We start from the raw sequence: 24533 nt of genomic DNA on the forward strand, positions 1-24533 counted from the left end.
TCGCAGTGGCTGGCTCAGGGTTCCTGCAACTGTTTTCCTCGGGTTCTTGTTTGCAAGCTGTTTACAGAAAAGCCCAAAGAGGGCCGCGACAGGTCACATGTTCACCACCTGTCACAGCCCCCAAACCCGTGTCCGACGCGGCCTTACGCCTTGCCCTCTTTCCCCGTCGCCACCGGATTCTCCTCATAGCTAATCCAATCGCTCCAGCTTCCTGAATATAACTTCACTTGTTCATATCCTAGCCGATACAGAGCAAGGACATTTGGGCAAGCGCTCACACCGGAGCCGCAATAGACAATGACTTCTTTGCTGTGATCAAGCGCTTGCGTAATCGGGGCGAAGTGTTCTCGCAGCTCTTCTTCGTTTTTCCAAGAGCCTGAAACTTGATCCTTCAGTACGTTTTTCCATAAGGAATTTATAGCACCCGGAATATGTCCAGCTTTAGCATCAATTGGCTCTTGCAGGCCTTGATAGCGGGCAGGTTCTCTGGAATCTACAAACAGGATGGAGGGGTTGTCCAGATTCAGTCCCACTGTCTGCATATCTACTACCATATCCTTACGAATTCTGTACTGGAAGGTAGAAGGGATTTGTACGGCAATAGCATCTGTAACGAGGTAGCCGGCTTCTTTCCAGCTAGTAAATCCTTCATCCATCACATACACGTTGTCATGCCCCAGCCAACGAAGAAGCCACCACAATCTGGATGCGTACATACCGCCTTGATCATCGTAGGCGATAATGTGGCTGCTATTGCTGATTCCTACTTGACCTAGCCGTTGTGCCAGAGTCTGAGGGTCGGGCAGTGGATGGCGTCCGCCATGCTCTCCGATTGGCGCTGATAAATCCTCTTCAAGATCAAGGTAAATAGCACCGGGTATATGAGAGGCCTTAAATGCATCTTGTCCAGCTTTCGGACTGCCTAGTTGAAAACGACAATCTACTATAATGAGATCGGGTTCGTACATGCGTGCTAAAAGCCATTGTTTTGAAACGATTGAATCCATATATATAACCTCCGATCACAAAATAAGTTCTTCCTGTATTTTATCATTATATTCTACAGCCATAGGATTGAATATAATGAGCTCGCAGAGAACGCTTCCTTAACTCTATAAATATTCATATATTACTTTCCGAAATAAAGTATGTAAATACTTACTTATCAAGGAGAGGTTAGATGAAGTACATAAAAGTGCTGGAATCAGGGGATGAGTTAAAGCTCACAACCGGATTTGGAGGGAAAATTAATGTCTTTTGGAACGGACTAAAAATCCAAAAATCAGATGGCAGGTATCCTGTAAATATGAATAACGAGTCCAAATCGCTTGATATTAGCAGGCATAAGTTTACGGGGTCACCTATCGTATTGCTCGATGGTCAGGAAATTGAAATTGCCAAAAAGCTAAAGGCATACGAATGGGTAATCTCGATGCTGCCTTTATTGCTTATTTTTATTGGGGGAGCGCTTGGAGGACTGCTGGGAGCTCTCGGTTTTTCCGTTAATGTCTTGTTATTCCGCTCTAAGCTTCCTACGGCAGTGAAAGTGATTTTATCTATTCTTGTATTAGGAGTAACTGTTATTACTCATTTTGTCGTAGCGGGGCTGATCTATTACTATATTGCATTCTAGAATTTAGAAAAAGCCGATCTAATTGTTTACAATTGACGATTGGCTTTTTTGTTGATTGCTTGAATTTTATGTGCTCTATCATCAATTCATATTTTCATGCTCTATGATCCATACCAATTCTGCTTTGAGGCATAAGATAGAGCAGAAAAGGAGGAATTTAATTATGGTGAATAGAGCGTTTATCTCTCAAACTTTCCCGCGTCTGACTGTGTGGGATGAGGAGAATTTTCGCGGCTCCCGCAGAATATTTACTGGGAATTTGGGGATTAGAAACATAGACAATATTCTGGATGGTATTGAGAGTCTACGTTTTTTCTCGACTAGCGGCAATGCGACACTAGTTCTGTTTACGCGTACGAGATTTAGAGGCAATTTCCGTGTACTTCGTGGTAATCGCAGCATTGCAGATTTAGATGATTTTATCAACGGTAATGATGTTGAATCATTAATTTCTTCCAATCAGCGCCTGACACTGCAGCAAATCCGAAATATCCGAAGCAGTGGACAACTGCCTAGCGGCTACCGCACAATTTAATAAGGCAAAAATCAAGGGAGTTCCTGACCATATCAAATGGCAGTTGGGACACCCTTGTTTTTATTTTTTTAATTCAAAAAACTGGCATTCCTTGCGTGGATGATAGGTAAGATCACTGACACTGGATTGTGTGATGATCGTTTCGTCCGTAAACCGAACCACAAAGCTGTCAGCCTCGATAAGATGACTGTCCCGAAAAATTCGAATATGGAGTTTCCGATCAACTGCTTCCTGAAAATCATGATCAGTGAAAAGACGTCTAATAGTAGGCATTGTAGCTTTTGTCTCCTTTGTTGCTATGATGGTATTTATTTTAACCTGTATCGAGGTCTATTGAAAGCAAACCTGACTGTGCCTACATACATTATAAAAACGAGGTTAGGCTGGGAATTCGGAAGGAGAGCTAGAAATGGCAGTTTGGCTTAGCAAAAATGTTACAAAAGGCTTGATTAAAAATCATCCGCAATCTTACACCGGGATAACAGGAGGAATTGTGCAAAAGGTGGCCCTTGGCATGCTTCCTTTTTACATGGAAATTGCATCGAACAGAAGTTATGCGGAGGAGTGGAGCAAGGCGATTGTTTGTGCTGATTTGGATCATATGAAAATATTGCTGGGCTCTGTATCAAAGCTGGCTGCCAAGCAGGGACTTGGCACAAACGGGATAGGGTATTTTGTTGATTTTGATGATAAGCATCATCCATGGTCTTTTTCGAATGGGACGACGATTCCGCCCAGTAAAGTGAGATTCCACTTTAGTACGAGAGTGCATCGAGCGATTTCTAGAGCTGTGATTCCGTTCTACCGTCAGCTGGCTTCTAATCGCGTATTTGCAGATGCGCTGGCTGTGGCCATTCGCAGAAAAGAAAATGAGCTTGTCGAGAGGGTGGTTCGTGGGTTAGTATGCACACCTGCGCTAAAGTCCGTAAGCATTGAGGAGCATGGTATTGTGCTTTTGTTCAAATATCCTTCGAGTAAATACAGCTATGAAAATCTGTTGATCCGAGTGCCGAATTAATCAGATATTTATCATCACCCCTAAATGCTATAATGATAAGGATGAAGGGAGTGTATGATGTAATCCATGAAAACATTGATATTAGCAGAGAAACCCTCGGTTGCGCGGGAAATTGCTCGGGTGATGGGCAGCCGGGATAAACATAAGAGTTATATTGAAGGACCTAAATATGTTGTAACCTGGGCGCTGGGACATCTGGTCGGTCTTGCTGAACCTGAGGATTATGACGGTAAATACGGCACATGGTCTCTTGAGGATCTTCCGATTCTCCCGGGGAAAATGAAGCTGAAGGTGCTGCGGGAGAGCAGCCATCAATACAAGGCGGTTGCGCAGCTTCTGCGCAGACAGGATATTGGAGAATTAGTTGTTGCAACGGATGCCGCACGGGAAGGTGAGCTGCTCGCGCGTTGGATTATGGATATGGCAAAATGGAACAAACCATTCAAGAGACTATGGATTTCATCGCAGACAGATAAAGCCATTAAAGAAGGTTTTGCTTCCTTGAAGCCAGGGAATCAGTTCGATCGGTTGTACCAATCTGCTCGCTGCCGTGCAGAGGCGGATTGGATGATCGGACTTAATGTGACGCGGGCGCTTACATGTAAATTTGGCTCGCCATTATCGGCGGGACGTGTACAGACCCCTACTCTGGGCATGATTATGCAGCGGGAGAAGGAAATAACCTCTTTTCGTTCCGAGGAGTATCATGTGCTGCGCGCTGATTTAGGCGGATTTGAAGCGGTATGGCGAGGGAGTAATGGAGATTCGCGGATTTTTGATGCTGAGAAAGTTAAGAGTCTGCAGAGTAAATTGGATGGACGTTCTGGAGCTATTGTTAAATTGAAAAAGAGTGAAAAGATCGTTCCACATCCACTTGCGTACGACTTAACCGAACTGCAGCGGGATGCTAATCGGATGCTTGGTTTCTCGGCAAAACAAACGTCAAATGTGCTGCAGCGATTATACGAGCAGCATAAGCTCGTTACTTATCCGAGAACGGATTCACGTTATTTGACTTCAGATATGTCCGATACGCTTAAGGAGCGTTTGACCAGCGTAGCTGTAGGTCCGTATGCATCGCTTGCAAGACCATTGCTGCGAAAGCCGCTTCCACTAAGCAAAAGAATCGTTGACGACAGCAAGGTAAGTGACCACCATGCGATTATTCCAACAGAACAGACTGTGATATTGGGATCGTTGAGTCCGGAAGAACGTAAGTTATATGATTTAATTGCGCGACGGTTTATCAGCTTATTTTATCCACCTGCCCGATTTGATAACGTTGCTGTAGTGATTGACGTTGCTGGGGAGACACTTCATGCCAAGGGCGTAACTGTGAAGGATAACGGATGGAAGGCCGTTTATGATGGACAAGCGATGGAAGAGGATGAAGCTGATGGAGACAGTGATGATGACAGTGAAGCATCGACGCTTCCTGAATTAAAAGAAGGCCAGCATGTCACTATTACTCGCTGTCGTATTCAGAATAGCCGAACCCAACCTCCAAAACGTTACACTGAAGCTGCCTTGCTGACTCAAATGGAGAAGCATGGTTTGGGCACTCCGGCGACCCGGGCAGACATTATCGAGAAGCTGGTTAGTTCAGATACGATTGATCGGCAGGGACATTCACTGCATCCGACTGGAAAGGGTAAACAGCTAATCGAGCTGGCTCCAGCAGATCTTCGTTCACCGGAGCTTACTGCCAAGTGGGAAGCGGAGCTTGAAAGAATCGCTAAAGGACAAGGTAAGCCAGATCCATTTCTTAGCGGTATTCGTGATATGACGCAGGGACTTGTCAGAGGTGTGAAAAATAGCGAAGCTACCTATAAGCCTCACAATGTCTCGAATAGTCACTGTCCAGACTGTGGGACAAGACTTCTGGAGAAGAAGAGTAAGCGCGGGCTCATGCTAATATGTCCAAATGAGGATTGTGGATATCGCCGGTCTGGTGAGAAAAGAGTTTCTAATCGCCGTTGTCCACAGTGTCATAAGAAGATGGAAATGAAGGAAGGTAAAGCAGGGTTATATGTACAATGTATCACCTGCGGAATTACAGAGACAGTTAATAAGGATTCCAAGCATATCAATAAACGTGAACAACAGAAACTGGTTAAGCAATATTCTAAACAGGAGTCGATTGGATCGAATCTTGGTGACTTGCTGAGAGCTGCGATGGAGAAGAAGGAGTAGTAGATCGAATAAATCGTGAATAGTTCGGGATGCTATAACTGGGAGGTGATAGGTGTGCCATATCACAAGTCTCGGAAAACCGAAAATCAGCAGAACAAGTCCAGCATTTTAGAAAAAACGATTGAGGCCAAACCGAAGAAACAGGCCGATTGTCCTCCTAGTCTCAACGGGATTTCCAAGAACGAATCCTGAGAAGCACAATAGAGGGTGTGTCCCAATTAGGCTTGCTCAGCTCATGAAGGTTCACCTGATTTAAAAACCTAAAATCGCGGTGCAAGGGAGATTGCCCCTGCACCGCGATTTTGTATTATTGGTCTGTTGTTGCTTATCAGAAATTGATATCGCTACCAAAGATGAAATTCAACGGTTAAAGGGCGATCAAAAGCAACCGGGGATGTCAGTAATCAGCCTTTTTAAATATTTTGGTAAGAGTTATAATAGAAGTGTGAAGAGGCGAAAATAATGCCATAATATGCCGGAGTTAAAGGGGGAAAGTCGGTATGAAGATTGGCGTGCTGTTGTGGTTCGCGGTCATTAACATCATCGCGTATATCGTGATGTCAGATGACAAAAAGCGCGCTAAGCAAAGGAAGGAACGAATTCCTGAGAGGACTTTGTTTCTGCTCGCAGCAATTGGCGGGGCACTTGGGGTGCTGGTTGCGATGAATCGCAAGCGCCACAAAACGAAGCATACCAGCTTTGTCATCGGTGTACCGCTGCTTCTCCTTCTGAATGCGGTCTTGTACGGATATTTTTTAACTTAATATCAGAATACCTTCGCCTCCAAGCTTTCTGATTTTATTGTGTGGATACTTAAAATGAGAGAGGTGCTTTCAAATGTTATTCAACAAAATTCTCGCAGCATACGACGGATCGAAGGCAGCTAACAAAGCGCTGGACAAGGCAATTGAACTCGTAAAATTAACGCCGGGGGCAACGCTGGAAGTGATACATGTGTTTGATTATCCAAGATTTTATGTGGCGGATGGTTTCGCACCCGTACCGGCATCCGTGAATAAGGATTTTTATGAGCTCGCTGAAAGAACGGTAGAAGAAGCTAAAAATCGTCTGGAGGAAGCTGGGGTATCTGCTAAGGTAGAGATGTTCCAAGGGTCCCCTGCAGAAGTGATTTTAAGTTACACTAAGAAACATGATAATGATGTAATTATAATAGGCAGCCGTGGTCTGGGAACGATTCGTGAGTTTGTTCTCGGTAGCGTCAGCCATAATGTGGTTCAAAATGCCAAAATTCCAGTATTGGTTATTAAATAAATGGACTCTTTGATATATAAATAATTTTAGAAAATTGTCAAAAGAACTGCTGGAATAACTTCTAGTGGTTCTTTTCATTATTATGATGTTTGAAGTGCCTTGTATAAATTCACTCACCCAAAAGCGAACGTTTGGATATTAACGTATTATAATGTTCGTGTTTAAGTTGACATGACATGTCCTGGATTGGTAAACTAAGAGGGCAAGGCAAAGAAACTGCCGAATATTCATATTAACTCGTATAATGCCGGGGATATGGCCCGGAAGTATCTACCTGAGAACCTTAAATTTTCGGACTACGAGTGAATACGTTACTTGAGTCAGATTGTTTGTGACATCATTCGAGATTCATGTACCTAGCCAAGTACTTATGATTTTATTTACTGCGGCTTGTACGTGTCCTTTTGTCCAAATGATGATTCGGAGTATTCGCTATGTGTCCGGAAATGCTGAAAATAGTGTCTATTTTCCAGAGCATCCCGGATTTTTTCATGTTTGCACATGTATTGGGACAGTTTACTGGTTAATGAATTTTAGATAGATCATTTCTAAAAATCACAGAAAGTAGGTTGAAGCATGTCAGCACAGGTTGCAGTGATTATGGGCAGCAAATCAGATTGGGATACGATGTCTCATGCATGTGCTATTTTGGAGGAGTTAGAGATTCCTTACGAGAAACAGGTAGTCTCAGCTCACCGTACACCGGATTTGATGTTTGAATTTGCGGAGAATGCAGCACAGCGTGGGCTGAAAGTGATTATTGCTGGAGCGGGAGGCGCAGCGCATTTGCCGGGTATGGTTGCAGCAAAAACGGTGCTTCCAGTCATCGGTGTTCCAGTGAAATCCGCTGCGCTTAACGGCTTTGATTCCTTGCTTTCTATCGTGCAGATGCCAGGCGGCATCCCGGTTGCGACGGTTGCAATCGGTAAAGCTGGTGCTACAAATGCAGGTTTGCTTGCGGCACAAATACTGGGTGCTTATGATCCTGAACTTGCAAGTCGACTTCAGAAGCGACGGGACAGTCTGCGGGATGCAGTGCTGGAGAGCAGCCATGATCTCGTGTTGGAGGAGCGCGGTCAATGAGTCAATCGGTTATTCGGCCAGGCTCCACGATTGGAGTGCTTGGTGGTGGACAGCTGGGACGTATGATGGCGCTGGCTGGCAGTAATTTGGGATATCGGTTTATTGCGCTCGATCCTACGCCAGAGTCCCCCTGCGGTCAGGTCGCTGGACAAATTGTTGCGGGGTATAGTGACCAGACAGCGGCCCGTGAGCTCGCTGAACGCTCGGATGTAATTACTTATGAATTTGAAAATGTAGACGCTGAAGTGGCTGCTTTGCTTGAAGAGCTTTCTTATGTACCGCAGGGTAGCCGTCTTCTATATACTACGCAGCATCGTCTTCGTGAGAAGAGAGCGGTGGAGAAGGCGGGAGCGACGGTTGCTCCGTATGCAGAGATCGGTAGTGAGGCTGATCTGCGTGAGGCAGTATCAAGGCTCGGTATTCCATGCGTGCTTAAGACGGCGATGGGCGGATATGATGGCAAAGGACAATGGGTGATCCGGTCGGAATCGGAGATTGGCCCGGCTTATGCTGAGCTGAGTAAGGCTGGAGTCGAGCTAGTTCTCGAGCAATTCATTTCATTCGTCAAGGAGATTTCAGTTATCGCTGCACGCAGCCCGCGTGGGGAAATTAAAACTTTTCCTGTTGCGGAAAACATTCATGTAGATAACATCCTGCATGTTTCTATAGTTCCTGCACGAGTAAATGAGAAGGTACAGCAGGAAGCAGAACGGTTAGCTGCTAATATCGCTGAATCGATGGAAGCAGTCGGATTGCTCGCGGTAGAGATGTTCCTGACTGAAGATGGAGAGATTTACGTCAACGAGTTGGCCCCTCGGCCACATAATTCGGGACATTATACTATGGAGGCTTGTGCAACCTCGCAATTTGAGCAGCATGTCAGAGCTGTCTGCAATTTGCCGCTCGGCCCTACGAAGCTGCGGACACCTGTTGTGATGGTTAATGTGCTCGGTGAGCATACGGAAGATGTAGAGGGAATCGTAGTTAATAGTACGGAAACTGGATTTAATGTGATCCCGAAAGTACACTTATATGGTAAGAAAGGTTCGGCTCCTAAACGTAAAATGGGACATATCAATCTGCTCTGTGACGATGTAGAGGACGGCCTTAACTGGATACAGCAAACCAATATTTGGAGGAATCAGAACTAATGATCGAACGCTACAGTAGACCGGAAATGCGGGCCATTTGGACCGAAGAGAACAAGTTTAGAGCTTGGCTGGAAGTTGAACTTTGTGCTTGTGAGGCATGGGCTGAGCTAGGTGTTATCCCTAAGGAAGATACCGTATTGCTTCGCAAGAATGCAAAATTTGATATCGATCGAATCTATGAAATTGAACAAGAGACCAGACATGATGTTATCGCGTTTACACGTGCTGTCTCCGAGAGCTTGGGCGCAGAGCGGAAATGGGTACATTACGGTCTAACTTCAACGGATGTAGTTGACACTGCTCTTGGTTATTTGTTGAAACAAGCCAATGAGATTTTGGAAAAAGACATTGTCAACTTCATCGAAATTTTGCGTGACAAAGCGATAGCTTACAAAGATACCCCGATGATGGGCCGTACACATGGCGTTCATGCTGAACCTACGACATTTGGTCTGAAAATGGCGCTCTGGTACGAAGAAATGAAACGTAATCTGGAGCGTTTCCGCCATGCGGCTGACAATGTTCAATACGGTAAAATTTCCGGTGCAGTAGGTACTTATGCCAACATCGATCCTTCTGTCGAACAGTTTGTATGTGACAAGCTTGGTACAAAGGCAGCTCCGATTTCTACTCAAACCTTGCAGCGTGATCGTCATGCTGAATATATGGCGGCTTTGGCGCTGATCGCTACATCGCTTGATAAATTTGCTACAGAAATTCGCGCTTTGCAAAAGAGTGAATTCCGTGAGGTAGAGGAAGCTTTTGCTAAAGGTCAAAAAGGTTCCTCCGCTATGCCGCACAAACGTAATCCTATTGGCTGCGAGAATATTTCAGGCCTGTCCCGTGTCATTCGTGGTCATATGATTTCTGCTTATGAGAATGTGACACTTTGGCATGAACGCGATATCTCGCATTCCTCGGTAGAGCGTATTATTTTGCCGGATGCTACGATGCTTCTGAATTACATGCTGAACCGTTTTGGCAACATCGTTAAAAACTTGACCGTGTTCCCAGAGAACATGAAGCGTAATATGGGTAGTACTTATGGCGTTCCGTTCTCCGGACGGGTGTTGACGAAGCTGATCGACAAAGGCTTTAGCCGTGAGCAAGCCTATGACACTGTTCAACCTCGGGCAATGAAGGCGTGGGAGACACAACGTCAGTTCCGTGACATTGTTGAAGAGACGCCGGAAATTACGGCAGTGCTGAGTAAGGAAGAGATCGAAGATGCATTTAATCCTGCTTGGCATTTGAAGCATGTAGATACGATTTTCCGCAAGTTGGGACTCACAGAGTAGTAAGCAAAGCTAAGTTAAGCTATACAGCTACAAAATAAGGGGGATAGCGAAGATGTCATTACTGGCAATTTCTACGGCGGCGGACTTGATTAATGCCCCGCTGCTCTACAAAGGCAAGGTACGGGAGCTATACGATTTAGGGGAGCACTACCTGATCGTAGTAACCGACCGGATCTCCGCATTCGACTATGTTCTTGAGCCTGCAGTGCCGGACAAGGGGAATGTTCTGAACCGACTAAGCTCATACTGGTTTGAGGTCACGGAGGATCTGATGGAGAACCATGTCGTTCATACGGATGTTGATCGACTTGGAGCTATTGTGAGTGATGAGAACAAGCCAGCGCTTCAAAACCGGATTATGGTTACCCGCAAAGCAGAGCGCATCGATATCGAATGTGTAGTGCGCGGATATATTACCGGCGGGGGCTGGAGACAGTATGAAAAAAACGGAGAAATTAACGGCATTCCGCTTCCGGCAGGCTTGCGCAAAAATGATAAGCTTGCTGAACCGATCTTTACGCCAGCAGCCAAAAACGATGTTGGGCATGATGAAGACATATCGTTTGAGGCAATGGCAGATAAGGTGGGTAGCGAATTGGCCGACGAGCTGAAAACCCGTAGCCTTGAGCTGTATAGCTTTGCTCGTGATTTTTGCGAGGAGAGAGGCATTATTTTGGCAGATTGCAAATTGGAGTTTGGTCTTGTAGACGGCAAGCTGATTCTGATCGATGAAATTTTCACGCCGGATGCTTCGCGCTTCTGGTCAAAAGAAAATTACGCGCTCGACATCGAGATCGACAGCATGGATAAGGAGCCGGTTCGCACGTATTTGGCAGGCTCCGATTGGGACAAGAACAGTCAACCTGATCCTCTTCCGGCACATGTAGTCGAAGAAACGACTCGTCGTTACAGGGACATCTACAAACGCCTGACTGGCCAAGAGTTGTAAGGAAATAGGAAGTTCATATGGTAATTATTCTTTTATTATAAATCTGCGGCATGGCCGCAAAAAACTTAGGAGGAACACGAGGAATATGATTAAAGCGATCGTTTATGTCACCATCAAGCAAAGCGTACTTGATCCGCAAGGAGTTGCTGTACAAGGAGCGCTGCATTCTATGGGATTTAAAGAAGTAGATAGCGTTCGAATCGGTAAGTATATGGAACTTCAACTGGACACTAACGACCGTAATGAAGCGGAAACCCGTGTCAAAGAAATGTGTGAAAAGCTTTTGGCAAATACGGTTGTAGAAGATTACCGCTTTGAATTGGAGGGCTGATTCATGAAATTCGCAGTACTCGTATTTCCCGGTTCTAACTGTGATATTGACTGCTACAAAGCGGTGGAAGATACGATTGGCCAACCTGTAGACTACGTATGGCATACAGCTACGGATCTTTCCGCTTACGATGGCATTCTTGTTCCTGGTGGTTTCTCTTACGGCGACTATCTCCGCTGCGGAGCAATCTCCCGTTTTGCGCCTGTAATGAATGAAGTAGCGAAGGCCGCTGAAGAAGGTAAGTTCATTCTTGGTATTTGTAATGGATTTCAAATTTTGACTGAGGCGGGCTTGCTTCCAGGTACACTGCTTCGAAACACATCACTCAAATTCCGCTGCCACGATACAGTGCTTCGTGTTGAGAATAACACTAATCCTTTTACTTCGGAGTATGCAGCGGGTGAAGAGATTGTTATTCCTATCGCACATGGTGAAGGCAACTATTATTGTGATGATGCTACTCTTGAGCAATTGAAAAAGAACAATCAAATTATTTTCACATATGTAAACAATCCGAATGGATCGCTTGAAGATATCGCAGGCATCTCAAATGAGCGCGGTAATGTAGTGGGGATGATGCCTCACCCTGAGCGCGCTGTGGATAGCTTGTTTGGATCAGAAGACGGCAAGAAAATGTTTACTTCGATACTAAAGGCTTGGAGGGATCGTCATGAGTCAGCAAGTGTCCGCTAAGGAACCGAATGCAGAACAAATTGCAGAGCAGCAAATATATAAACAGATGGGCGTTTCGGACAGCGAGTATGAACTCATTTGTGGATTTCTCGGTCGTAAGCCGAACTATACGGAAATCGGCGTATTCAGCGTAATGTGGTCCGAGCATTGTGCTTATAAAAACTCTAAACCACTTCTTCGTCGCTTCCCGACTAGCGGACCTCGCGTCCTGATGGGACCGGGTGAAGGTGCGGGGATCGTTGATATTGGCGACAACCAAGCGGTTGTATTCAAAATCGAGAGCCATAACCATCCTTCTGCAGTAGAGCCGTACCAAGGTGCTGCGACTGGCGTTGGCGGTATTATTCGCGATATTTTCTCCATGGGTTCAAGACCTATCGCAGTTCTGAACTCGCTTCGCTTCGGCAAGCTTGAGAGTGATCGTGTTAAGTATTTGTTCGAGCATGTCGTATCAGGGATTGCTGGTTATGGTAACTGTATCGGTATTCCGACTGTCGGCGGCGAAGTTGTGTTCGATGATTCCTATGACGGTAACCCGCTTGTTAACGCGATGTGCGTCGGTTTGATCGATCATGACAAAATTCAGCGCGGTGTCGCTAAAGGTGTAGGCAATCCGGTATTTTATGTCGGGCCGCCAACTGGGCGTGACGGTATTCACGGCGCTACCTTTGCATCTGAAGAATTGACAGAAGAATCAGAAGCAAAACGGACAGCAGTTCAAGTAGGCGATCCATTTATGGAGAAGCTTGTTATGGAAGCTTGTCTTGAATTGATTGATACAGGAATCGTTCTTGGTATTCAGGATATGGGTGCGGCAGGTTTGACTTGCTCTAGTGCTGAAATGGCAAGTAAAGCAGGTAACGGTCTGGAATTGTATCTTGACCAGGTTCCACAACGTGAAGCAGGCATGACAGCTTATGAAATGATGCTGTCTGAATCTCAGGAACGGATGTTGTTCGTGGTTGAGCCTAAGGATGAAGCGCAAGCCCTTGAAATCTTCGAGCGATGGGGTGTTATCTGTGCAAAGGTTGGTAAGGTAACAGATGACGGACGTCTGAAGCTGTTCCATCACGGTGAAGTGGTTGGCGACATGCCAGTAACAGCGCTCGTTGATGAGTGTCCAATCTATGATAAGCCATCTACAGTTCCTGCTTATTATCTAGAAAATGAAAATGTAGACACAAATCGTTATGAAGAAGTTACGGATTTGGGCGGTGCACTGGACAAGGTGTTATCGTCTCCATCAGTAGCTAGCAAGGCTTGGGTATATGAGCAATACGATACAATGGTGCGTACAAGCACTGCAGTTCGTCCAGGCTCAGATGCCGCTGTTGTTACCGTTCGCGGAACACGCAAAGCTCTTGCGATGACGACAGATTGTAACGGACGTTTCGTATATTTGGACCCTGAAGTAGGTGGACGTATTGCGGTTAGTGAAGCAGCTCGTAACATCGTATGTTCCGGTGCTGAGCCGCTGGCAATTACAGATAACTTGAACTTCGGTAGTCCTGAGAAGCCGGAAATTTTCTGGCAAATGGAAAAATCGGTTGACGGTATGGCAGAGGCTTGCCGCGTTCTCGATACTCCGGTAATTGGCGGTAACGTCAGTCTGTATAACGAAAATGCAAAAGGTGCGATTTATCCGACTCCGGTTGTTGGTATGGTTGGGCTTGTACATGATACAGAGCATATTACAACCCAAGGCTTTAAGACCGAAGGCGATGCAATCCTCCTGTTGGGTGATACGTTCGCAGAGCTTGGAGGTAGTGAATTCCAGGCGATTGTTCATGGCGTAACTGAGGGACGCCCACCACAGCTGGATCTGAACACTGAACGTAAATTGCTCGATACAGTACTTGCAGCGATTCAAAATGGCTATGTACACTCTGCTCACGATTTGTCAGAGGGTGGACTTGCAGTTGCTCTTGCTGAATCCTGCATTAGCGGTGGTCTGGGAGCTAACGTTCAATTGAATACAAATCTTCGCAACGACGCCCTGCTGTTCAGTGAGTCACAATCCCGCATCCTGCTTTCTGCTTCCGCAGACAAAGCAAAAGAGCTGGAAGACTTCATTGCATCCCGTGGCGTTCCCGTTCAAGTGATCGGTCAAGTACAAGGCCAAAATCTTGACATTCAAATTAATGGAGCGAAAGCTCTGAGCAAAACGGTGTCAGGATTGAAGCAGGTCTGGGAGGATGTTATTCCATGTCTGATGAAATAATTTCAGAGCGTCTTTGGACAGGAGATTATTACAATGAAGGCACTGGTCGTAGCGATATTTTTGACACATTAAAAGAAGAATGCGGCGTATTCGGGGTGTTTGGTCACCCGGAAGCCGCTTCTTTGTCCTATTATGGTCTTCACGCTCTTCAGCATCGCGGTGAGGAGAGCGCGGGGATCTGCGTATCAAACGGAGAAGAATTTAACTACCATCGTGGTATGGGACTCGTTAAGGAAGTATTTGATCGTGATAAATTGATGTCCCTTCGCGGCGAACGTTCCATTGGTCATGTTCGTTACTCGACTAGCGGTGACAGCCGCTTAACGAATGCTCAACCGCTTGTGTTCAAATATCGTGATGGTGATTTGGCGGTAGCAACGAACGGCAATATCGTGAACGCGCCGCAGATTCGCCGCGAGCTTGAGCAAAGCGGTTCGATTTTTCAGACAACAAGTGATACGGAGGTTATTGCCCACCTTATCGCACGTTCTCCTAAAGATTTTGTTGAAGCTGCAAAAGATGCATTACAGCGTCTGGTAGGCGGATTCGCCTTCCTGCTGATGACGAATGACAAGCTTATTGTTGCCAGTGATCCAAATGGACTTCGTCCGTTAACGATGGCTAAGCTGGGAGATGCTTATCTGTTCTCCTCCGAGACTTGTGCCTTTGAAGTTGTCGGTGCGCAGAGCATTCGAGACATTCTTCCAGGTGAGCTGCTTGTGCTGGATGGCAACGGGTTGCATGAAGATCGTTACACGGCTCCTCAAAGAAAAGCGTTATGCGCGATGGAGTACATTTACTTTTCTCGCCCGGACAGTGATTTGAACGGTTCAAACCTGCATGCTGCGCGTAAACGGATGGGTCAGATGATGGCTCAGGAATCTTTTGTAGATGCTGATGTTGTCACGGGCGTACCGGATTCCAGTATCTCCGCAGCGATTGGTTATGCAGAGCAGACGGGTATCCCTTACGAGCTTGGCTTGATTAAAAACAAGTACACAGGACGTACATTTATTCAGCCGAGTCAGGAGCTGCGTGAGCAGGGTGTAAAAATGAAGCTGAGTGCGGTTCGCAGGGTTGTTGAAGGTAAGCGGGTCGTTATGATCGATGATTCTATCGTTCGTGGCACGACATCGCGCCGGATCGTCAATCTGCTGCGGGATGCAGGTGCTACTGAAGTGCATGTGCGTATTACTTCTCCACCTTTCAAAAACCCTTGCTTTTATGGCATAGATACTCCAGATCGCGCCGAGCTGATTGCTTCTTACAAGACGATCGACGAGATTCGCCGTGAAATCAATGCTGACTCTTTGGAGTTTTTAAGTCCAGAAGGTTTGATTCAAGCAGTTGGCGGGGATAATGCGAGTGACTATAAAGGCGGTCTATGTATGGCGTGCTTTGACAACGATTATCCTACCCGGACAAGTTTTGAGGGCGAGGAAAAATTCGGCTGCAGCTGCTAAATTTCCTCATGCAGAATGTCAAGACGGGTATGAAGTCTTTTGAATGAGCATAGAGGAAAAATAGTACGCTATTTATAAAAATTCGACCGGATTTTTGAAAATAGAGGAAGATAATTCCCTTATATTACAGAGATCAGAGTATTCACTGCTTGTTTTGGTGGTTTTACTCATATTAGAGGAAAAAAGTTCCCCTAATTTACGAAAATCACTTTGAAACGGGTGAATAGGGGAACATTTCTCCCTTATGTAACTCCAGTCGTCCAAGCAGTAATTATCGAAAACACGATACTTCACATCATATGTAATTCATGAGTTTAACTACCTTATTAAAATCATGTTTAAAAATCGGATTTTCAGCACCGAGAAGGTTGAATAAAGCTGGGACTGAGGAACGGAGCGTACGTTTTGTGTACGTGAGTACCGGAAGGACCAGATGAATTCAAGATTCGATGTCGAATAAGCTCCTGGTTGAGCTTCGTGATCAAAAGCTGATTTTTAAACTACCTTATTAAAAGGAGAGTGTCCTTGAGTGTCTGAAGCGTATAAGAATGCCGGAGTAGATATCGCGGCAGGGAATGAAGCAGTAGAGCGGATGAAGAAACACGTCAAACGGACGTTTCGTCCGGAAGTGATGACGGATTTAGGCGGCTTTGGCGCTTTGTTCGGTCTGAACAAAGATAAATATGAGGAGCCTGTGCTAGTATCGGGTACAGATGGTGTTGGTACGAAACTGAAAATCGCATTTGCGATGGACAAGCATGACACAATCGGAATCGATGCTGTAGCGATGTGCGTGAATGACATCGTCGTGCAGGGTGCTGAGCCGCTTTTTTTCCTTGACTATCTCGCATGCGACAAGGTTATTCCAGAGAAGATTGAAGCAATCGTATCCGGCATTGCAGAAGGCTGCAGTGAATCAGGCTGTGCGCTGATCGGCGGAGAGACTGCAGAAATGCCGGGGATGTACGCTGAAGGAGAATATGATATTGCTGGTTTTACCGTTGGTGTTGTCGATAAAAGCAAGATCGTGAACGGAAGCTCCATTACTGCGGGCGACACGGTCATTGGCCTGGCTTCTAGCGGTGTTCACAGTAACGGCTTTTCGCTTGTTCGCAAGCTGCTTCTCGAGCAATCAGGCTACAGCCTGAAGGATAGTCTGCCTGAGTTAGGCGGCGAAGTTCTGGGTGATGTACTTTTGACGCCTACCAAGCTGTATGTGAAGCCGGTTCTGTCTTTGCTTGAACAAGTTAAGGTTAAAGGCATGGCTCACATTACGGGTGGAGGCTTTATCGAAAATATTCCTCGTGTATTGCCTGACGGAGTGAATGTAGAAGTAGACTATGGTACATGGCCGATTCTTCCTATTTTCTCTCTGCTACAAGAAAAGGGGAATGTCAGCAATCGTGATATGTTTACGACATTCAATATGGGGATTGGATTTGTAATTGTCGTTGCTAAGGAAGATGAGGAAGCTTCTTTGGCTGCATTACGTGCTGCTGGAGAGAATCCTTATGTGATTGGACGCGTTACTGAGGGTGACCGTATCGTAACGTTCAAAGGAGCGGAAGTATAATGTCGTCACCTTACCGGATCGCGGTATTTGCCTCCGGACAGGGCAGCAACTTTCAGACGATGGCCGATGCTTCATTGTCCGGGTCACTTGGAGCAGAGGTTGTACTGCTCGTCTGCGACAAATCGCAAGCTCCGGTTGTAGAGCGTGCACGCAAGGCCGGGGTCGAATCTTATGTGTTCGATCCCAAAGCCTATGCAAGGCGTGAAGATTATGAAGCAGAAATAGCTGCTGAGCTGGAGAAAAGAAATGTGGACCTCGTGGTGCTGGCAGGATATATGAGACTGTTAACCTCTGTGCTAGTCGAGCGTTATGCGGGAAGAATGATCAATGTGCATCCTTCTTTATTGCCTGCTTTTCCAGGCAAAAACGCGATAGGACAAGCTTGGGATTATGGTGTTAAGCTGACCGGAATTACTGTGCATTTTGTAGATGGCGGTATGGATAGCGGTCCTGTCATTGCTCAACAGGCGGTAGAAATTACATCTGAGGACACTTTGGATTCGCTGGAATCCAAGATTCATCAAGCTGAACAGCAGTTATATCCGCAGGTGGTAAGCATGTTTGCTAAAGGACTCGTTCGTCTGGAAGGCAGACAGGTTTCGATTCATAATAAATAAATCTGGTTTTTAGCGAACAATGTAGCGTTTCAAGCCTTGATTGCGAAAGAAGTCTTTTTCAGGAGGCTGGGATTACATTTCGATAATATTTCGATATTTCCCGAGAAATATCGGGGTCATGATTCGCCATAATAAAGGAGGAGCCAATTTTGGGTATCAAGAGAGCACTGGTAAGTGTGTCGGATAAAACAGGGATCGTGGATTTTTGCCGCGAGCTGTCTAAGCTGGGTGTGGAAATTATTTCTACAGGGGGAACCAAAAACCTTTTGTCGAAAGAGGGTGTGCCAGTAATTGGTATCTCTGATGTGACAGGTTTCCCGGAAATTTTGGATGGTCGCGTTAAAACGTTGCATCCTGCGGTTCATAGTGGATTGTTGGCAGTTCGTGACAGTGAGGAGCATCAAGCTCAAATGAAAAAATTGGGCCTTGATTACATCGATCTGGTTGTCGTGAATCTGTATCCATTCCAAGAGACGATTGCAAAACCGGATGTAACCTATGAAGATGCCATCGAAAATATCGATATTGGCGGACCAACTATGCTTCGTTCTGCAGCTAAAAATCATGCGTTTGTCAGTGTTGTCGTTGATTCTGCTGATTATGCCAAGGTTTTGGAAGAGGTACGTGCGGATGGAGACACTACACTGGAGACTCGTAAACAGCTTGCTGCAAAAGTGTTCCGTCATACTGCGGCTTACGATGCCTTGATCTCCGATTATTTATCGAAAGTAACTGGCGATCCGCTTCCAGAACGCTTTACAGTAACCTATGAAAAAATTCAGGACCTCCGTTATGGTGAAAATCCTCATCAAAAAGCAGCTTTTTATCGCAAACCGCTTGCTGGAGCAGATACTTTGACAACAGCCGAGCAATTGCACGGGAAAGAGTTGTCATACAATAACATCAATGATGCTAATGCAGCACTCCAAATCGTTAAGGAATTTGAAGAGCCTGCTGTTGTAGCAGTAAAACATATGAATCCATGCGGCGTTGGCGTGGGTGAGAGCATTTATGAAGCTTACCGCAAAGCATACGATGCTGATCCAGTATCGATCTTCGGTGGAATTGTAGCAGCTAACCGGATTATTGATGAAGATACAGCTATGCTGCTTAAAGAAATTTTTCTGGAAATCATTCTTGCTCCAGGGTTTACGAAGGAAGCTCTAGAGTTGCTGACGAAGAAGAAAAACATTCGTTTGCTTAAAGTCGGCGGACTGGAACTTGGCGCAAGCCGCAGCAGCCAATTCGTGGTAACTTCCATCGATGGTGGCATGGTTGTTCAAGAGAGTGATGTCCACTCGGTTAGCGAATCTGATCTTCAGGTCGTTACAGATCGTAAGCCAACTGAGGAAGAGCTTAAGCAATTGCTGTTCGGCTGGAAAGTAGTTAAGCATGTGAAGTCTAATGCGATTGTTCTTGTTAAGGACAATATGACGATTGGCGTTGGTGCCGGACAAATGAACCGTGTAGGTGCAGCTAAAATCGCGATCGAACAAGCCGGGGATAAAGTACAAGGCAGCGTGCTTGCCTCTGATGCTTTCTTCCCGATGGGCGATACTTTGGAGCTTGCTGCAAAAGCTGGTGTAACAGCTGTAATTCAACCAGGCGGTTCCGTAAGAGATGAGGAATCGATCAAAGTGGCTAATGAGTACGGGATTGCTATGGTATTCACTGGCGTGAGACATTTCAAACACTAAGCTCTTCATGAAGCCTGTACGGCAGGACTGCTACGGCGGCCTGCCGTTTTTCATTAAACTGCAAAAGTGCAGCAATTTTAGACTAGAATGAGTTAGTAGAGTGAAAAGCCTGCAAAAGTGCAGGAATTCTGCGCCATTTTGGATAAATATTGAATCTGGGCCAGAAATAACTGCATTTTTGCAGGAATTCCACATGGCGGATCTAGTACGAGACAAAAAGTTGTATTTTTGCAGTAATTTTGCGCAGGCACTAGTTGTTATACAAATATGCATTATGCACGAGTTGTTATACAAGCTGGGTACTATGCACCTGCGGAATTGTTATACAAATAGAAACTATGCGCATTCGGAGTTCTTATACAAGTAAGCGCTATACACACACGGGTTGGTTTACAAGTTAGTTAGCGGAATTAATTTAGCAGAATTAGTTTAGGAGGAAAGATATACGATATGGATATTTTAGTAGTTGGCGGCGGCGGACGAGAGCATGCGATTTGTTGGACACTTGCGAAGAGTCCGAAGGCGGGAGTCATCTATTGTGCACCAGGGAATGCGGGGATTGCGGAAGTAGCTCAGGTAGTTCCGATTCAGGTTGATGAATTCGATCGGTTGACAGAGTTCGCTCAAGAGAAAAACGTCGAGCTTGTTGTGATCGGGCCGGATGATCCGCTAGTAGATGGTATTGTTGATGCTTTTGAGGAGAAAAATATTCCGGTGTTTGGACCTCGTAAAAATGCGGCTTATATCGAAGGCAGCAAGACGTTTATGAAGGATTTGCTCAAAAAATACAACATTCCAACGGCTGCATACGAGAAGTTTGATAACTTTGAGAGCGCACAATCTTATCTGGATAATCAACCGCTTCCAATAGTGATCAAGGCTGATGGATTGGCAGCAGGTAAAGGTGTTACTGTTGCTTTTACCCGTGAAGAAGCAAACGAAGCCTTGAAGAGTATTATGGTCGATAAAGTATTTGGTGATTCGGGCAGTCAGGTTGTTATCGAGGAGTTCCTTGAGGGACAGGAAATGTCGATTCTGGCTTTTGTTGATGGAGAGACAGTACGCCCGATGTCAGCAGCGCAGGATCATAAGCAGGTATTTGATGGCGACCAAGGTCCGAACACAGGCGGTATGGGGACATATTCTCCGCTTCCACATATTGCAGACAGCCTCATTGAAGAGGCGATTGAGACCATTATTAAGCCAACGGCAAAAGCAATGGTATCAGAAGGCCGTTCTTTCAGAGGTGTATTGTTTGCCGGATTGATGATTGCACCTGATGGTAAACTAAAGACGATTGAGTTTAACGCGCGTTTTGGTGATCCTGAGACTCAGGTTGTTCTGCCGCGATTGAAGAGTGATCTGGTTGATATTTTCCTCGCTGCGATTAATGGCACTCTTGATGAAGTAGAAATTTCATGGAGCGATGAAGCTGCAGTATGTGTTGTATTGGCTTCTGGCGGGTATCCTGCTTCTTATCCGACCGGACTTCCGATTCTTGGGCAAGAAAAGGCCAAACAGAATGGCAGCCTTGTGTTCCATGCCGGAACCGCGACTAATGATGCTGGAGATCTAGTAACTAAGGGCGGGCGAGTTCTTGGTGTAGTGGGTCTTGGAAGCGACATTGCCGACGCTAGAAACAAAGCATATGCCGCTGCTGAGCAGATTACTTTTGAGGGCAAGCATAACCGCACTGATATTGCCGTAAAAGCCCTGGTGTAATAACAGTGCGCAGGTCCGAGAAATCGAACGACATAGCGTTTATCGGTGCGGATAATTGTCATCCTTTTGGTGAATGGTAACAGGGAGAGGTTGTTCACTTTTACTTTCTGTCATGAACTAAGGGAGGGCAAATGAAGATGAGCAGTGAAAACTACGATATGGACCCGATCTCTCGAGAGATCGTAAATGTTGAAGGTGTATATACGGATGAAAACGGTCGTGAGGCATATTTGCATAAAGGGGAAGCGTTTCCGGCTGATCTCATTATGGGAACGACGGAATGGAGGCTGACTGAACTGGCTCAGGTGAAGCATTCCGATGGTGAGACCAGTCGTCATCTTATTCCTAAAAAGAGACCGAAGGATCAAAATCATCAAAATGAGCACAGTTGAACTTTAGTGTAATATGAAATGCTTGAAAAGCTCCGTGATCGCAAATAATATTGCGAAGCATGGGGCTTTTGCTATTATATTGAGGTGAATTGTGGGCTCCTTATCGCTATAATGATTTAATGTAGTGTAATTATCGGGAGGACTGGTCATGACAACGACTACAGACGGAATACATCATATTACAGCTTTTGTGAATGATGTACAGGAGACCGTTGATTTTTATGCGGGTGTCTTAGGGCTCAGATTAGTGAAGAAAACCATTAATTTTGACGCTCCGGAAATATACCATTTATATTTTGGCAATGAGACAGGTGAACCGGGAACAATCATTACTTTCTTCCCACAGGAAAATGCGCGGCAAGGAATTCTTGGCGGTGGTCAGGTAGGTGTTACGGTGTATGCCATCCCGCCAGGCAGTCTGTTTTTTTGGCGTGATCGACTGAAGAAGTATGAAGTAAAGTCCATGGATACCGTACGCTTTGGAGAGGATTATGTTCGGTTTACTGATCCATCAGGACTGCTGATCGATTTAGTTGAGCGGGATGAAGGGATGGGGAATACTTGGTCCTTTGGCGGAATTTCGCAAAAGTATGCTATCAAGGGCTTTGGAGGCGCCTTGCTGTTCAGCAGAGCCAGCTCCAAAACAGCATTGGTCCTTGAAAATGTACTCGGTCTTGAACGTATAGCTGAAGAGGACGGATTAATCCGTTACAAGTCCCATGGTGATCGCGGGAATGTAATTGATTTGAACGTCGAGAATATGGAGTCTGGACTCGGCGGAGCCGGAACGGTTCATCACATCGCCTGGCGAGTGCAGGATGATGACGAACAACTGCTGCTGCATAATCTTCTGGATGCGATTGGCTTTCAGCCAACTCCGATCGTGAATCGTCAGTATTTTAAGGCGGTATATTTTCGCGAAGGCGGGGGGATATTGTTTGAAATTGCTACTGATCCGCCAGGCTTTGCCACGGATGAACCGGAGGAATCACTCGGTGAGAAGCTCATGCTTCCTGACTGGTATGAATCGGAACGATCCGTTATTGAAAGCTTGCTGCCACCTTTTGAGATCAGATCCCTGGAATAGAAGTTGAACCAACCCGCATTCAGGTGTATCTTAAGAACAATGAGATAGTGAGATATTAAGAAGCAGTGTATAAAGTGAGGAGAAAGAAATGAGTACTGAACGGCAAACGGTAGGAATGGAAGATATTATACGAGCACATCATGTGCTAAAAGAAGTTGTAAGACGAACCCCGCTCCAACTGGACGCGACATTGTCGGCAAAATACGAATGCAACGTGTATCTGAAGCGCGAGGATTTGCAGATGGTACGTTCATTTAAAATTCGTGGAGCCTACAATATGATTCGAAGCCTCAGTGATGAGGAATTAGCAAAAGGTGTAGTGTGTGCAAGTGCAGGCAATCATGCTCAAGGTGTGGCTTTTTCGTGTAACGCTTTGGGTATTCACGGCAAAATATTTATGCCGAGCACGACGCCGAATCAGAAGGTTAAGCAGGTTAAACGTTTTGGAGGATCTTCGGTAGAAATTATTCTGATTGGAGATACTTTTGATGACGCTTATGAGGAAGCAGTAAAAACATGTGATGAGAATGGCATGATCTTTATTCATCCTTTTGACGATCCTAAAATTGTTGCTGGCAACGGAACGATTGGTATGGAGATCATGGAAAGTCTGGATACTCCAGCGGATTACGTGTTTGTAACGATCGGCGGCGGCGGTCTGGTCTCCGGTGTAGGTACTTACATTAAGACAATGAGTCCTCAAACGAAGTTGATCGGAGTTGAACCGTCCGGTGCAGCTTCAATGACAGAGGCATTAAAACAGAAAAAAGTAATATCGCTTGAAACGATTGATAAATTTGTGGATGGGGCCGCGGTAAAACGTGTTGGCGATTTGAACTATGAAATCTGCACCCGCGTATTGGACGAGACGGTTAAAGTTCCAGAAGGCAAAGCTTGCACAACAATTATCGGACTATACAATGATAGTGCAATTGTTGTTGAGCCTGCCGGAGCACTCCCAGTGGCAGCATTAGACATGTATCGTGATGAGATTCGCGGAAAAACAGTCGTATGTATCATTAGCGGCGGGAACAACGATATTGACCGTATGCAGGAAATGCAGGAACGATCGCTTATTTATGAAGGCTTGAAGCATTACTTTATTATTAATTTTCCCCAGCGTGCAGGAGCACTTCGTGAATTTTTGGAAGAGATTCTTGGACCCAATGATGATATTGCACGTTTTGAATATACGAAGAAGCACAATAAAGAGAATGGGCCTGCGCTGGTAGGCATTGAGCTAAGTGATAAGGATGATTATAAGGCATTGATTGAACGTATGGATGAGAAGGGCATCACCTATACCGAGCTGAATCGAGACCTGAACTTGTTCAATTTATTAATTTAATATTGACTAACAGTCGGAACCTTTGCAATCACCACAAGGTGAGAGCGAAGGTTCTTTTAATTTTATCCACATTCATACTAGCAAAATATCGCTTACCCACAGTTCGCACACGATTATTCACAATTAATCCACGGAAAAAATACATAAGTCCACAAACTTATTCCACTAATCCACAGGTTGTGCACAGTGTTATCCACATTAATCACAGGATTATTTTATAAAAAAGGCTTTACAGGGTTAAAATACTAGTGTACTAT

Annotated in this window: 24 protein-coding genes and 1 riboswitch; of the genes, 22 read left to right on the plus strand and 2 right to left on the minus strand. The window is 45.5% G+C overall.

Features of this window, described 5'->3' with window-relative positions; all coding sequences use genetic code 11:
* Positions 1 to 143: 143 nt before the first annotated feature.
* Entirely contained in the window at positions 144 to 1007 is an 864-nt protein-coding gene (locus tag BLS49_RS11595) for a sulfurtransferase (RefSeq protein ID WP_091230131.1), read from the minus strand.
* Between the two features lie 173 nt (positions 1008 to 1180).
* On the opposite strand from BLS49_RS11595, the gene BLS49_RS11600 reads away from it, so the two are divergent.
* Together BLS49_RS11600 and BLS49_RS11605 are read left to right on the plus strand one after the other, a co-directional pair.
* Positions 1181 to 1633, plus strand: coding sequence for a hypothetical protein (locus BLS49_RS11600; RefSeq protein ID WP_091230134.1), 453 nt, complete (start codon positions 1181 to 1183; stop codon positions 1631 to 1633).
* 163 nt (positions 1634 to 1796) lie between these two features.
* Positions 1797 to 2168 (plus strand): hypothetical protein, encoded by a 372-nt coding sequence (locus tag BLS49_RS11605; protein WP_091230137.1) that lies wholly within the window; start codon positions 1797 to 1799, stop codon positions 2166 to 2168.
* Positions 2169 to 2228: 60 nt separating this feature from the next.
* Here the strand turns inward: BLS49_RS11605 and BLS49_RS11610 are convergent, their stop codons facing one another.
* Positions 2229 to 2441 carry a hypothetical protein gene (locus tag BLS49_RS11610; RefSeq protein ID WP_091230140.1) on the minus strand — a complete coding sequence of 71 codons (213 nt, stop codon included), beginning with the start codon at positions 2439 to 2441 and terminating at the stop codon, positions 2229 to 2231.
* Between the two features lie 136 nt (positions 2442 to 2577).
* Between BLS49_RS11610 and BLS49_RS11615 the strand changes: the two genes are divergently transcribed.
* From BLS49_RS11615 to ilvA, 20 genes are all read left to right on the plus strand, one after another.
* Positions 2578 to 3186: a hypothetical protein gene (locus BLS49_RS11615; protein ID WP_245742344.1), complete on the plus strand. Its 609-nt coding sequence runs from the start codon at positions 2578 to 2580 to the stop codon at positions 3184 to 3186.
* Between the two features lie 66 nt (positions 3187 to 3252).
* Positions 3253 to 5379 (plus strand): DNA topoisomerase III, encoded by a 2127-nt coding sequence (locus BLS49_RS11620; protein ID WP_091230142.1) that lies wholly within the window; start codon positions 3253 to 3255, stop codon positions 5377 to 5379.
* Between the two features lie 54 nt (positions 5380 to 5433).
* Positions 5434 to 5571, plus strand: a complete 138-nt coding sequence (locus tag BLS49_RS24815; protein WP_175471386.1) for a hypothetical protein — start codon at positions 5434 to 5436, stop codon at positions 5569 to 5571.
* A gap of 308 nt (positions 5572 to 5879) precedes the next feature.
* A complete protein-coding gene (locus BLS49_RS11625) occupies positions 5880 to 6143 on the plus strand; it encodes a DUF1294 domain-containing protein (protein WP_091230145.1) in 264 nt (87 codons plus the stop codon).
* Positions 6144 to 6216: 73 nt separating this feature from the next.
* Positions 6217 to 6651 carry a universal stress protein gene (locus BLS49_RS11630; RefSeq protein ID WP_091230148.1) on the plus strand — a complete coding sequence of 145 codons (435 nt, stop codon included), beginning with the start codon at positions 6217 to 6219 and terminating at the stop codon, positions 6649 to 6651.
* 217 nt (positions 6652 to 6868) lie between these two features.
* Positions 6869 to 6970, plus strand: a riboswitch (purine riboswitch).
* A 257-nt stretch (positions 6971 to 7227) separates the two neighbouring features.
* Positions 7228 to 7734 (plus strand): 5-(carboxyamino)imidazole ribonucleotide mutase, encoded by a 507-nt coding sequence (purE, locus tag BLS49_RS11635; protein WP_091230151.1) that lies wholly within the window; start codon positions 7228 to 7230, stop codon positions 7732 to 7734.
* Entirely contained in the window at positions 7731 to 8885 is a 1155-nt protein-coding gene (gene purK, locus BLS49_RS11640) for a 5-(carboxyamino)imidazole ribonucleotide synthase (protein ID WP_091230155.1), read from the plus strand. Before purE ends, purK begins: the two co-directional genes overlap by 4 nt.
* Positions 8885 to 10183 carry an adenylosuccinate lyase gene (gene purB, locus BLS49_RS11645; protein ID WP_091230158.1) on the plus strand — a complete coding sequence of 433 codons (1299 nt, stop codon included), beginning with the start codon at positions 8885 to 8887 and terminating at the stop codon, positions 10181 to 10183. Before purK ends, purB begins: the two co-directional genes overlap by 1 nt.
* Before the next feature lie 61 nt (positions 10184 to 10244).
* Positions 10245 to 11132, plus strand: a complete 888-nt coding sequence (locus BLS49_RS11650) for a phosphoribosylaminoimidazolesuccinocarboxamide synthase (RefSeq protein WP_091230462.1) — start codon at positions 10245 to 10247, stop codon at positions 11130 to 11132.
* An 85-nt stretch (positions 11133 to 11217) separates the two neighbouring features.
* Positions 11218 to 11463: a phosphoribosylformylglycinamidine synthase subunit PurS gene (purS, locus tag BLS49_RS11655; RefSeq protein WP_091230161.1), complete on the plus strand. Its 246-nt coding sequence runs from the start codon at positions 11218 to 11220 to the stop codon at positions 11461 to 11463.
* Between the two features lie 3 nt (positions 11464 to 11466).
* On the plus strand, positions 11467 to 12156 hold the full coding sequence (purQ, locus tag BLS49_RS11660; protein WP_091230165.1) for a phosphoribosylformylglycinamidine synthase subunit PurQ: 690 nt from the start codon (positions 11467 to 11469) through the stop codon (positions 12154 to 12156).
* Positions 12134 to 14377 carry a phosphoribosylformylglycinamidine synthase subunit PurL gene (gene purL / locus BLS49_RS11665; RefSeq protein WP_091230169.1) on the plus strand — a complete coding sequence of 748 codons (2244 nt, stop codon included), beginning with the start codon at positions 12134 to 12136 and terminating at the stop codon, positions 14375 to 14377. The genes purQ and purL overlap by 23 nt, the downstream gene beginning before the upstream one ends.
* On the plus strand, positions 14362 to 15840 hold the full coding sequence (gene purF, locus BLS49_RS11670) for an amidophosphoribosyltransferase (protein WP_091230172.1): 1479 nt from the start codon (positions 14362 to 14364) through the stop codon (positions 15838 to 15840). Before purL ends, purF begins: the two co-directional genes overlap by 16 nt.
* Before the next feature lie 529 nt (positions 15841 to 16369).
* Positions 16370 to 17413, plus strand: coding sequence for a phosphoribosylformylglycinamidine cyclo-ligase (gene purM / locus BLS49_RS11675; RefSeq protein WP_091230173.1), 1044 nt, complete (start codon positions 16370 to 16372; stop codon positions 17411 to 17413).
* Positions 17413 to 18030 (plus strand): phosphoribosylglycinamide formyltransferase, encoded by a 618-nt coding sequence (gene purN / locus BLS49_RS11680; protein WP_091230176.1) that lies wholly within the window; start codon positions 17413 to 17415, stop codon positions 18028 to 18030. The genes purM and purN overlap by 1 nt, the downstream gene beginning before the upstream one ends.
* Before the next feature lie 149 nt (positions 18031 to 18179).
* A complete protein-coding gene (purH, locus tag BLS49_RS11685) occupies positions 18180 to 19727 on the plus strand; it encodes a bifunctional phosphoribosylaminoimidazolecarboxamide formyltransferase/IMP cyclohydrolase (protein WP_091230179.1) in 1548 nt (515 codons plus the stop codon).
* 450 nt (positions 19728 to 20177) lie between these two features.
* The gene (gene purD, locus BLS49_RS11690; RefSeq protein WP_091230183.1) at positions 20178 to 21449 is read left to right on the plus strand and encodes a phosphoribosylamine--glycine ligase; all 1272 of its coding nucleotides are present in this window, start codon (positions 20178 to 20180) and stop codon (positions 21447 to 21449) included.
* A 137-nt stretch (positions 21450 to 21586) separates the two neighbouring features.
* Positions 21587 to 21841, plus strand: a complete 255-nt coding sequence (locus tag BLS49_RS11695) for a hypothetical protein (RefSeq protein WP_245742345.1) — start codon at positions 21587 to 21589, stop codon at positions 21839 to 21841.
* 148 nt (positions 21842 to 21989) lie between these two features.
* Positions 21990 to 22928, plus strand: a complete 939-nt coding sequence (locus BLS49_RS11700; protein WP_091230190.1) for a ring-cleaving dioxygenase — start codon at positions 21990 to 21992, stop codon at positions 22926 to 22928.
* Positions 22929 to 23016: 88 nt separating this feature from the next.
* Positions 23017 to 24276: a threonine ammonia-lyase IlvA gene (ilvA, locus tag BLS49_RS11705; RefSeq protein WP_091230193.1), complete on the plus strand. Its 1260-nt coding sequence runs from the start codon at positions 23017 to 23019 to the stop codon at positions 24274 to 24276.
* Positions 24277 to 24533: the final 257 nt, after the last annotated feature.

Origin of the sequence: Fontibacillus panacisegetis (assembly GCF_900102215.1) — a bacterium.
In the GTDB taxonomy this organism is placed as follows: domain Bacteria; phylum Bacillota; class Bacilli; order Paenibacillales; family Paenibacillaceae; genus Fontibacillus; species Fontibacillus panacisegetis.